The sequence below is a fragment of the Arthrobacter sp. Y3224198 genome (genome assembly GCF_059090025.1).
On record NZ_JBNHFG010000023.1, the window covers coordinates 30,928 to 41,609 of the forward strand.

A 10,682-nucleotide genomic window follows, 5' to 3' on the forward strand; every position below is an offset into this window, starting at 1 on the left:
CGGTTTGGCGTCGCGCTCAAGACCCGGGGCCCGGGCCCCGGGTCCCGGGTCCCGGGTCCGGGGTTCGCTCAGGCGAAGAACGCCGCCCGCAGCGGCCCGGCGATCTCCTGTACGTGGGTCAGGAACCCGTCATGCCCGATCGGTGCCCGGATCAGGTGCACCTGGGTTCCCCGCGGCAGGGCGGCCGCGAGGTCCGCCGACTGCTGGGGGAAATACAACCGATCCGATTCAACTGCGGCAATAAAGCATTCTGCCGTCACGGCCGCCAGGGCCTGCCGCAGCGACCCGCGTCCCCGCGCGACGTCGTGCCCGGCCAGTGCCTCGGTGAGGACCAGATAGGTGTTCGCGTCGAAGCGGTCCACCAGCTTGTCCGCCTGGTGGTCCAGGTAGCTTTCCACAGCGTACCGGCCCCGCTCCGCCGGGAGCACGGCACCGAACGGGTCCTCTGACCCCTGCGGGCCGCGGCCGAACCGGTACTCCAGTTCCGGTTCGGAACGGTACGTGATGTGGGCAATCCGCCGGGCCAGGCCGAGCCCGGCCAGCGGCGGCACACCGTTGTAGTAGTCGCCGCCGCTGAAGTCCGGATCCAGCCGGATGGCGGCCAGCTGGGTCTGGGCAAAGGCGATCTGCTCCGCGGTGCTCGCCGCCGTCGCCGCAATCACTGCACAACGTCGAACCCGGGCCGGCTCGGTCACCGCCCATTCAAGCGCCCGTGCCCCCCCGAGCGAACCGCCGAGGACGGCATGCCAGGCGCCAATGCCGAGGAGGTCGGCCAGCCGGGCTTCGGCACGCACCGCATCACGGATGGTGACCAGGGGAAAGCGCGATCCCCAGGGCAGGCCCTGCGGATCAAGGGAGGACGGACCGGTGGAACCGTAGCAGCCGCCCAGCATGTTCGCCGCCACTACGAAAAAGCGGTTCGTGTCCACGGTTTTCCCCGGACCCACCAGGTCATCCCACCAGCCGGGTTCGTCCGTATCCCCCTGCGCCACGTGGGTGCTGCCGGTTAGGGCGTGCGCGATGAAGACGGCGTTACCGGCATCGGCATCAAGCCGGCCCCAGGTTTCGTAGCCGAGGACGACGTCGGGCAGGTAGCCGCCGGTTTCCAGGTCGAGTCCGCCGATGGAGGCGTACTGCAGCACCCCGTCCCGGTCGGTGACGGGGTGCTGCGGAGCAGAGTGACGGATTGTCACGCGGACCCCTAGGCTCCCTTGGCGGCCCGGAAGCCGGCGTCGAGGTCCGCAAGGATGTCATCGATATGCTCGATGCCCACGGACAGCCGCACCAGCCCCGGGCTGACACCGGCGGCCAGCTGTGCCTCGGCGCCGAGCTGGCTGTGCGTGGTCGACGCCGGGTGGATCACCAGCGAGCGCACGTCCCCCACGTTGGCCACATGGGAATGCAGCTCCAGGCCGTCCACAAAACGCTTCCCGGCCTCCACACCGCCCTCAATTTCGAAGGAAACAATCGCGCCGGTGCCGCGCGGACCGTATGTGCGTCCGCGTTCGAACCAGGGACTGGACTCCAGGCCGGCGTACGCAACCGAGAGCACGTCGTCGTGGTTTTCAAGCCAGTTGGCGACGGCGACGGCGTTGGCCACGTGCCGCTCCACGCGCAGGCTCAGGGTCTCCAACCCCTGGGCAATCAGGAACGCGTTGAACGGGGAAACCGCCGAGCCGAGATCGCGCAGCAGTTGCACGCGTGCCTTCAGGATGTAGGCCAGGTTGGCGCCCAGCGCACCGTTGACCCCCAGGTCGCGGGCGTAGACCAGCCCGTTGTAGCTCTCATCCGGGGTGTTGAAGCCGGGGAACTTCTCCGGGTCGGCGGCGAAGTCGAAGTTGCCCGAGTCCACGATTACGCCGGCAATGGAGGTTCCGTGCCCGCCCAGGTACTTGGTGGCTGAATGCACCACAATGTCCGCGCCCCATTCGATGGGACGGATCAGGTACGGCGTTGCCAGGGTGTTGTCCACGATCAGGGGGATGCCGGCGTCGTGGGCAATGGCGCTGATGCCCTCGAGGTCCAGCACGTCCTGGCGCGGGTTGGAGACTACCTCGCCGAAGAACGCCTTGGTATTGGGCCGGACCGCCGCCCGCCACTGCTCCAGGTCATCCGGGTCCTGCACAAAGGTGGTGTCGATGCCGAATTTCTTCAGCGTGTGCCGAAGCAGGTTGTAGGTGCCGCCGTAGAGGCTGGGGCTCGCCACAATGTGGTCGCCGGCGGCGGCCACGTTCAACAGCGCGAACGTTTCCGCGGCCTGTCCGGACGCCAGCAGCAGCGCCCCGACGCCGCCCTCCAGCGAGGCGATCCGGTTCTCCACCGCTTCCTGCGTGGGGTTGCCGATCCGGGTGTAGATCGGTTCCAGTTCCGCCAGGGCGAACCGATTGGCGGCTGCCTCGGCGCTGGGGAAGACGAAGGACGATGTCTGATAGATCGGCAGGGCACGGGCGCCGGTTACAGCGTCGGGCTCCTGTCCAACGTGGATCTGGCGGGTTTCAAATGACCAATCTGCACTCATGATGCTCCCTCAAACCAGGGGCCGCACAGCACCAGCCGGAACATCCGGGTACGCCGGATGGTTCGCCGGATAATCACCGGACTTCCAGTGGGGCTGTGGGACCCGCGCTTGCCGAACGCCCTTTTGGCGTCCAGCCAGGTCTTCACCCGGGGCACCCCACCGCGGTTGGAGGGTTGCCGGCCAGCAAGCCGGGGCTATCTGCTGGCACTCATGACCTGCACCAATAGAAACCGATCCCGGGACCAAGCGCAACCTTCATGACTTTCCGTGAAAAAGGCGGCCGTCCCGGGAACGGATTTGCGGTTCCGTGCTGCCTTCTTCGGTGGTTAGGCTTCCCTTAGTCGAGACCGCGGTCACAACGTGCCACAATGAGCCGCATGCGCTTGGATCATGTCTCTTACGCCTGTGAATCTGACGGTCTTTTGGCCACCACCGAGAGGATTGCTGCCGCTCTCGGCGCCGACTTCGTAAAGGGTGGTGTCCACCCCCGGTTCGGTACCCGCAATATGATCCTGCCCCTGGCCAACAACCAATATGTCGAGATTGTCGAGGTCCTGAACCACCCGGCGTCGGACAAGGCCCCCTTCGGCCAGGCCGTCCGCCAGCGCTCCGAATCCGGCGGCGGCTGGATGGGCTGGTGCGTGGCCGTGGATGACCTCTCCCCGTTCGAGCAACGGCTCGGCCGTTCCTCCGTCCCGGGCAACCGCAAGTTCCCGGACGGCCAGGAGCTGACCTGGCAGCAGATCGGCATCAACGGCCTGATCGCCGACCCGCAGGTGCCGTACCTGCTGCGCTGGGATGACGGCACCGAAGCGCTGCACCCGTCCAACGCCATCCCCGGGATGCCCGGTCTGGTGAAGCTGAGCTCGCTGACCATCGCCGGTTCCGCCGCACGGGTCAGCGACTGGCTGGGCCACCCCGTGGAGGAGCCGCTGGACGGTGTCGGGGTCACTTGGATCGCCCCCGCGGGGACACCGGGCCTCATGTCGGTCACCTTCGACACCGCCAAGGGCCCGGTCGAGATCTAGTTCCGGGGTTTTTGCTGCCGGTTAGGGTTTCTGCTGCCGGTTAGGGAAATCCCTCCGCCGCAAACCGGCAGGGATTTCCCAAACCGGCAGCGTTTTGCACAAACCGGAGCTTTCCCCATAACGACCGGGTTATCCACAAAGCAGGTTCCCGCCCTCGCTGTCTGGCTGCTGCATCTCCAGCCTTAGGGCATGGATCCCGAACTGATTTATGCCGCCGACGCCGATACTTACGGCGCCGGGCGCCGTGCCCTTTCCATGCGATGCCGAATAGGCGACCTGGTCCGCCTTCGCCCCGGGGTCTACGTCGCCGCCGGATCGTGGCAGCAGATGCCGGCCTGGGAACGTGAACGGACCCGGATCCGCGCGGCCTCACAGCAAGTGCCGGGACAGCGTGTCCTGATCCAGCAGTCTGCTGCCGTGATTTGGGGGCTGCCAGTTATCGGAACGTCGCCAGACATTCTGCTGCTGGGCTCCTCCACCTCACATGGCCGGTGCCGTGGCGGCCTCCGCTGGACCCATCGCCACCTGCTGGAGCCGGTGGAAACGTTCGACGGCATGCTGCTGACCTCCCGGGCGCAGACCGTGCTGGACATGGCTGCCTACCTCGACTTCGAGCATGCGGTTCCGGCCATGGACCATGTGCTGCGCCCGGATGTTGCCCACGGGCTGCCCCCACTGAGCAAAGAGCTCCTGCGGGACCTGGCACAAAGGGTGCCGTTCCGCAGCAAACAGGCAAAGGCCCGCCGGGTTATCGACTTTGCCGATGCCCTTTCCGAATCCGCCGGCGAATCCTATTCCCGCGCCGTACTGCGCCGTTTTGGATTTCCTGCCCCGGAACTCCAGCACGGGTTCAGTACTCCGGCGGGGCGCTTCCGGTCAGATTTTTATTGGAAGGACCAGATGCTGGTGGGGGAATTCGACGGCGCGGTGAAATACGGAGCAAACGGCTCTGCGCTGTCGCCCTCATGGGACACCCTCACCCAGGAAAAACGGAGGGAAGACGCCATCCGTGCCGCCGGGGTCGGGTTTGTCCGCTGGACTTGGACCGACATACGCCGACCGCCCGAGCATCCGGAAAGTCTCGTGAGCCGATTGGTGGCAGCCGGACTGCCGCGTGCCGGCCGCCTGCGGTGAATCTGCTGCCGGTTAGGGGTTCTGCTGCCGGTTTGGGAAATCCCTCCGCTGCAAACCGGCAGGGATTTCCCAAACCAGCAGCGAAGTGGACAAACCGGCAGCAGAACCGTCAGGACGCAGCGCGGATCAGACGGACATTGAGTTCCCGCACCGTCCCGGCGTCGATCTTCAGCACGGCCCGGTCATAGGTGAGCAGCCCGTTGTCCTCGTCCTCGACGTCGCTCAGCTGCGTGTAGACCGCCGCAGCCAATCCCCGGGCCACCGCCGGTTCGATCTGGCGCAGCATCAGCCGCCGGTAGGCCCGCTTCAACGCGGCACGGGTACGGAAACTCCGGTAGCCGTACTCCTTGTCGTTGAAGGTGTGGCCGGGGATGCGCAGGCTGTATCCGCCGTATTCGGACAGGACGACGGCGCGGCCGCCGCGCAGCCAGCCCTTGCGCAGCCGGAACGGCACAAAGTAGACGTGCACGCTCTTGAGGTCTCCCCCGCCCTGGTCATGCCAGCCGCTGGCATGGTCGACGGTGCGGGTCGGATCCAGCCGGCGGAGCTGCTCGGTGACGGAGTTGGCGTCGAACTGGCCCCAGCCCTCGTTGAAGGGAACCCAGACGGCAAGGGAGACCGTGTTCTGCAGCAGTTCCACAGTCCCGCGCAGTTCGGCCAGGAACTCTGCACGGCCGTCTGCATCGTCGCGGCCGAAGGCCAGATAAGCGTTGTCACGTCGGCGGGGTGCGCCCAGGGCGGGGGCCGTCACCACCGAGTGCCGGTAGCTGGTGCCGCCGTTGACCATGTCCTGCCAGACCAGAATGCCCAGCCTGTCGCAGTGGTAGTACCAACGCAGCGGCTCGATCTTGATGTGCTTGCGCAGCATATTGAAGCCCAGATCCTTCGCCCGCTGGATGTCCGAGGCCAAAGCGTCGTCCGACGGCGCGGTATACAGCCCGTCCGGCCAGTATCCCTGGTCGAGCAGCCCGGCCTGGAAATAGGGCTGCCCGTTGAGCAGCAACCGCAGCCGGCCCTGGGCGTCGGGGCCCATTCCCACGGTGCGCAGTCCCGTGTAGCTGCGTACCCGGTCGGTTTCCCGTCCGTCCACGAGCAGCCGCACCTGAACGTCGTAGAGGAACGGGTCCTCTGGCGTCCACAATTGCGGATCGGGTATGGGAAGGCGGAGAGGCACACCGGGTACGACGGCGGCCTCGGCCACGGTCTGTCCGTCAGCGGACACGACGACCTCGGCTGTCATGCCGGAAGCGTCCAAAGCGCCGGAAGCGTCCGCACCGCCCGGCCCGTCACCGCCATCGACCAGGACCGTCACCTCCACGGCGTCCAGGGAGGGTACCAGCACCAGGCGTCCGATGCTCAACTCCGGCACGGACTCCAGCCACACCGTCTGCCAGATGCCCGACTGCGCGGTGTACCAGATGCCGCCCCGGGTCAGCTTCTGCTTGCCCCGGCTGTGGTACCCCGTGTCGCTGATGTCCCGGACCCGGACCGTGATCTCCTGCTCCGGTCCGTCCACCAGTGCGTCGGTGATGTCCAGGGTGAACGGCAGGTAGCCGCCGTCATGCCCACCCACCGGCGTTCCATTGACCGCCACCGTGCAGCTTTGGTCCACGGCACCGAAGTGCAGCAGCACCCGCTCGCCGGCGAAGCCCGCCGGCAGATCCACGGTCCGCCGGTACCAGAGGGCCTGTTCCGGCATCAGCTGGCGGCCGACGCCGGACAGCGGCGCCTCGGGCGAGAACGGCACCAGGATCCTGCCGGCCCATTCACCGACAGCCGGCATCCGGTCCCGCGTGGCGGTCGTGACGGCGTACTGCCAGTACCCGTTGAGGTTCAGGTAGCTGTCCCGGACCAGTTGGGGACGGGGGTACTCCTGCAGCACGTCATCCGGATCCAGGTCCTTGCCCCAGCGGGTGATCAGTGTCATGCGTTGTGCCTTTCGTGGTGTTCCAAGAAAATCAGGTGCCGATGCCGATGGCGGGGCCGAACAGCGCGAACCCCACGAACCCGGCAATGTCCACCAGCGCATGGGCGATGACCAGCGGCATCACCCGCCGGGTTTTCACGTACACGGCACCGAAAAGCAGTCCCATCAGGAAGTTGCCGATGCCCGGGCCGATGCCCTGGTACAGGTGGTAGCTGCCGCGGATCAGCGCACTGGTGATTATCATCGCCGGGACACCCCAGCCCAGCTGCCGCAGCCGGGTGAACAGGTAGCCCACCACAATGATCTCTTCGAGCACCGCATGCCGCACGGCCGAAAGCACCAGAACCGGCAGCGTCCACCAATAGGTATCCAGCGCCGCAGGAACGATGGCGGTGGTGATGCCCAGCGCGCGTCCGGCCGCGTACACGCCCAAGGTGCCTCCGCCGATCACGGCGGCCAGGCCGATGCCGAGCAGGAAGTCGTGCACGGGCCGGGCAAAAGTGAAGCCGATCCGGCGGAACGCCGATTTCCCGGGTTCGGTCAGCAGGAACAGCACCAGCGCCACCGGCACCAGTGAGAAGAAGATGCCCAGCAACTGGTAGGCCAGATCGAACCAGGGCTGCTCGTCCAGCACCGGGTTCAGCGTGGTGGTCTGCCCGCCAAGCGGCGCTTCAGTGGCCTTTTCGAGGAGCTCGACGACGGCGTACACCCCCGAGCGGCCCAGCGACAGGCCCAGCACAATAAGGATCTCGAAGACCAGCATCCGGCGGGCACGGGGATCCAGGGTGCCTGTCGGGGCGGAAGGGGAAGCAGCGCGCATGGACTCCATTGTGCCGGACAGCACGCCCGCCGGGCCGCTGGCACTTCAGCGTATGGCCCGGCCCGCCCGCCAGACCTGCCCGGTCAGCGGCATCCCCGGCCGGTAGGCCAGATGCGCAGCCGAGGGCGCATTAAGCAACTGCAGGTCCGCCCGGTTCCCCACGGCCAGGGAGCCCACCGCCCGTTGCCCGTCCCGGTCCTCTCCGGTGTGCACGCGCAGCGCCAGGGCTCCGCCGAAGGTTGCAGCCCGGAGGGCTTCGGCCACGGTCAGGCCCATCTGCAGCACTGCCGTTGCCACGCAGAAGTTCATGGAGCTGGTGTAGGACGTGCCCGGATTGCAGTTGGACGCGAGCACCACCTGCACCCCGGCATCCAGCAGCCGGCGGGCCGGGGCCAGCGGAGCCCGGGTGGACAGGTCGCAGGCGGGCAGGCAGGTTGCCACGGTTCCCGGCGTTCCGGACGCCGCGTCCGCGTTCCAGCCGGCCCAGGTGCCGGCGAGCGCCTCCACATCGGCGTCGGAGAGGTGGTTAACGTGGTCCACGCTGGCCGCACCGAACTCCGCCGCCAGCCCCACTCCCTTCCCGGGGCCCAACTGGTTTCCGTGCACCCGCAGCCCGAGGCCGGCGGCCTGCCCGGCGGCCAGGACCCGGCGCGACTGGTCCGGCGTAAACGCCCCTTCCTCGCAGAACACGTCCATCCACTGCACATAGGGGCGGACGGCGGTCAGCATCGGCCCGCAGACCAGGTCCGTGTACTCCTCTGCATCGGCGCCCGGGGGAACCAGATGGGCGCCGAGGAAGCTGACCTGGTCCGCCACGGTGGAGGCGATCCGGGCGCTGCGGGCTTCCTCGTCCACGGTGAGGCCGTACCCGGTTTTGGTCTCCAGGTAGGTGGTGCCGGCGGCGGCCGCTTCCGCCACCCTGGCCAGCAGCAGCCGGGTCAGGTCATAGTCCGACGCCGCCCGGGTGGCCTTCGTGGTCACGGCAATGCCGCCGGCCGCATACGGCTCCCCCGCCATCCGCGCTTCGAACTCCGCTCCGCGGTCCCCGGCAAACACCAGATGGGTATGCGAGTCCACCCAGCCGGGCAGGCCCGCCCGGCCCGCTGCATCCACCATTTCGTCCGCGGCCGGAGCTGCGGACGCCGGACCGATCCAGCTGATGCGCTCCCCCTCGAACACCACGGCGGCGTTGTGCAGCACCGGTTCCCCGGCGCGGGACGTGGTCAGTTCACCGATGTTGGTGATGAGGGTGGAAGCCGGAGTCATGGATGTCCTTGGGCGGTGGAAGCGGAACGGGAAAGGGAATCGGCGGAGGCCAGCGCGTCGGCAAGCAGGGACGCCGGATCCCCCAGCACGGTGTGCCGGCCGTCCCGGGCCAGGATCCGCCCTGCCACCACCACGGTACGCACATCCGCGGCCGAGGCCGTCATCGCCAGCTGCTCCGGCGTCGACCCGGCGGTACGTACGGACGCGGGATCGATACTCATCAGGTCACAGGCGTCCCCAATACCGAACCCCGGCGCCGTCCTGCCCTGCGCCCGGGCACCGGCGTTGGAGACCGCATGGTGCAGCTGCGCGGGGCTGAACCGGCCGCGCTCCCCCGAGGCCAGCCGTTCCCCGTATTCCAGGGCGCGCATTTCCTGCCAGGGGTCGACGACGGCGTGCTGGTCCGTGCCCAGGGCCAGCCGGGCACCGGCGTCCCGCAGCCGGACGGCCGGGCCGATCCCGTCTGCCAGGTCCGCCTCGGTGGTGGGACACAGCACCACGGTGGCCCCGGCCCGCCCGAGCATGGACACGTCCTCCTCCGTCAGGTGCGTGGCATGCACCGCGGACAGCCGCGGGGTCACCAATTCGTAGCGGTCCAGCAAACCGGTGGGCGTGAGCCCGGTGGCAGCCAGGCAAGCCTCGTTCTCAGCGGGTTGCTCGGAGAGGTGGATGTGCAGCGGAAGGTCCGGGTCCAGCCGGTCTGCCAACACGGCCAGCGCTTCAGGCGGGACGCCGCGGACCGAGTGCAGGGCCGCACCCACACCGACCTGCGCGGCGTCGAACTCCGAGGCAAAAGCCGTGCGCAGGGACTGCAGCCGGTCCAGCCAGCCCTCGGGACCGCCGTCGGAGAACCGCCGCTGCCGGGCGGACAGCGGGGTGTCGAAGCCGCCGGCAAGGTAACAGGTGTCCAGCAGGGTGAGCCGGATTCCGGCCGCCACGGCGGCGCGGGCCAGCGCGCGTTCCATGGCGTGTTCCCCGGCGTACGGGGTGCCGTCCGGACGGTGGTGCAGGTAGTGGAACTCCGCCACCGAGCTCCAGCCGGCCACCACCATTTCCGTGAATACGGCGGTGGCCACCTGCTCGTACAGGTCGGGGGTCAGCACTGCGGCCGCGGCATACATCTGCTCGCGCCAGGTCCAGAAGCTTCCGGGACCGGCCGCGTGGGTGCGTCCGCGCAGGATCCGGTGGAACGCATGGGAATGCGCGTTGGAGGCTGCCGGGAAGCTCACCCCGGGCAGGACCTGGTCATCCTGCCGGGCGCGTGCGCCGGTTTCACAGGCGCTGACATACCCGGCTGCGTCCGCTTCCACCCGCACGCCGGAGCGGATGCTGCCGTCCACCAGCGCCTGCTCGCACCAGAAGGAGGCCGACGGCGTCCGGCCGCCGCTGTCTGCGCCGCCGGCACCGCCGACACCACTTCCTCCACCGGTCACAGCAGGTCCTGCAGCACGTCGGCCAGGGCCACGGCTCCGGCGTCCGCATCGTCGGATTCCACGTATTCCTCGGGTGAATGCGAAATTCCGGTGGGGTTGCGGACAAAAAGCATGCCGGCCGGAACATGCCCGGCCAGGATGCCGGCGTCGTGCCCTGCCCCGGTGGGCAGTACCGGCGCCCCGGGCAGCGAGAGTTCCAGGCTGCGGCGCAGCCCGGCGTCGAACTCCGTGGTTCCGGTCCAGGATTCCCGGGACAGGGTGACGGTGCAGCCTTCGAAGGCGGCAATCTTCTGGGCCTTGCCGTGAATGGTTTCCACCAGGTTCAGGGTTGCCGGGTCCTGCGGATGCCGGGCATCCAGCCAGAGGTCCACCCGGGACGCGATGACGTTGGTGCCGCCGGGCACCGGTTCGATCCGCCCCACCGTGGCACGGGCCCCCTCGAGCCCGGCGGCGGCCTGCTGCACGGCCAGGACGATGTGGGCGGCGGCCACCATGGGGTCGGCGCGGTCCGCCATGGCGGTGGTGCCGGCGTGGTTGCCCTGCCCGGAGATGCTCA

At 68.3% G+C, this 10,682-nt stretch carries 9 protein-coding genes and 1 riboswitch; of the genes, 2 read left to right on the forward strand and 7 right to left on the reverse strand.

Annotated features, from left to right (window positions below; genetic code table 11):
* Nucleotides 1-68 precede the first annotated feature (68 nt).
* Nucleotides 69-1,193, reverse strand: a complete 1,125-nt coding sequence (gene metX / locus AC5RUF_RS12395) for a homoserine O-acetyltransferase MetX (protein ID WP_494130771.1) — start codon at nt 1,191-1,193, stop codon at nt 69-71.
* Between the two features lie 8 nt (nt 1,194-1,201).
* Nucleotides 1,202-2,518: a bifunctional o-acetylhomoserine/o-acetylserine sulfhydrylase gene (locus tag AC5RUF_RS12400; protein WP_494130772.1), complete on the reverse strand. Its 1,317-nt coding sequence runs from the start codon at nt 2,516-2,518 to the stop codon at nt 1,202-1,204.
* A 99-nt stretch (nt 2,519-2,617) separates the two neighbouring features.
* A riboswitch (SAM riboswitch) is annotated at nt 2,618-2,734 on the reverse strand.
* A 161-nt stretch (nt 2,735-2,895) separates the two neighbouring features.
* Here AC5RUF_RS12400 and AC5RUF_RS12405 point away from each other — a divergent pair.
* A complete protein-coding gene (locus tag AC5RUF_RS12405; protein ID WP_493996978.1) occupies nt 2,896-3,546 on the forward strand; it encodes a VOC family protein in 651 nt (216 codons plus the stop codon).
* 189 nt (nt 3,547-3,735) lie between these two features.
* Nucleotides 3,736-4,680, forward strand: coding sequence for a putative endonuclease domain-containing protein (locus AC5RUF_RS12410; protein ID WP_494130773.1), 945 nt, complete (start codon nt 3,736-3,738; stop codon nt 4,678-4,680).
* 109 nt (nt 4,681-4,789) lie between these two features.
* Here the strand turns inward: AC5RUF_RS12410 and AC5RUF_RS12415 are convergent, their stop codons facing one another.
* From AC5RUF_RS12415 to AC5RUF_RS12435, 5 genes are all read right to left on the reverse strand, one after another.
* On the reverse strand, nt 4,790-6,607 hold the full coding sequence (locus tag AC5RUF_RS12415) for a glycoside hydrolase family 2 protein (protein WP_494130774.1): 1,818 nt from the start codon (nt 6,605-6,607) through the stop codon (nt 4,790-4,792).
* Between the two features lie 31 nt (nt 6,608-6,638).
* Nucleotides 6,639-7,427, reverse strand: a complete 789-nt coding sequence (locus AC5RUF_RS12420) for a CPBP family intramembrane glutamic endopeptidase (RefSeq protein ID WP_494130775.1) — start codon at nt 7,425-7,427, stop codon at nt 6,639-6,641.
* A 45-nt stretch (nt 7,428-7,472) separates the two neighbouring features.
* A complete protein-coding gene (gene hutI / locus AC5RUF_RS12425) occupies nt 7,473-8,693 on the reverse strand; it encodes an imidazolonepropionase (RefSeq protein ID WP_494130776.1) in 1,221 nt (406 codons plus the stop codon).
* Nucleotides 8,690-10,126, reverse strand: coding sequence for a formimidoylglutamate deiminase (locus AC5RUF_RS12430; RefSeq protein WP_494130777.1), 1,437 nt, complete (start codon nt 10,124-10,126; stop codon nt 8,690-8,692). Before AC5RUF_RS12430 ends, hutI begins: the two co-directional genes overlap by 4 nt.
* Nucleotides 10,123-10,682: M20/M25/M40 family metallo-hydrolase (locus AC5RUF_RS12435; RefSeq protein WP_494130778.1), on the reverse strand; the 560-nt coding region annotated here is incomplete at its 5' end. The genes AC5RUF_RS12435 and AC5RUF_RS12430, both read right to left, overlap by 4 nt.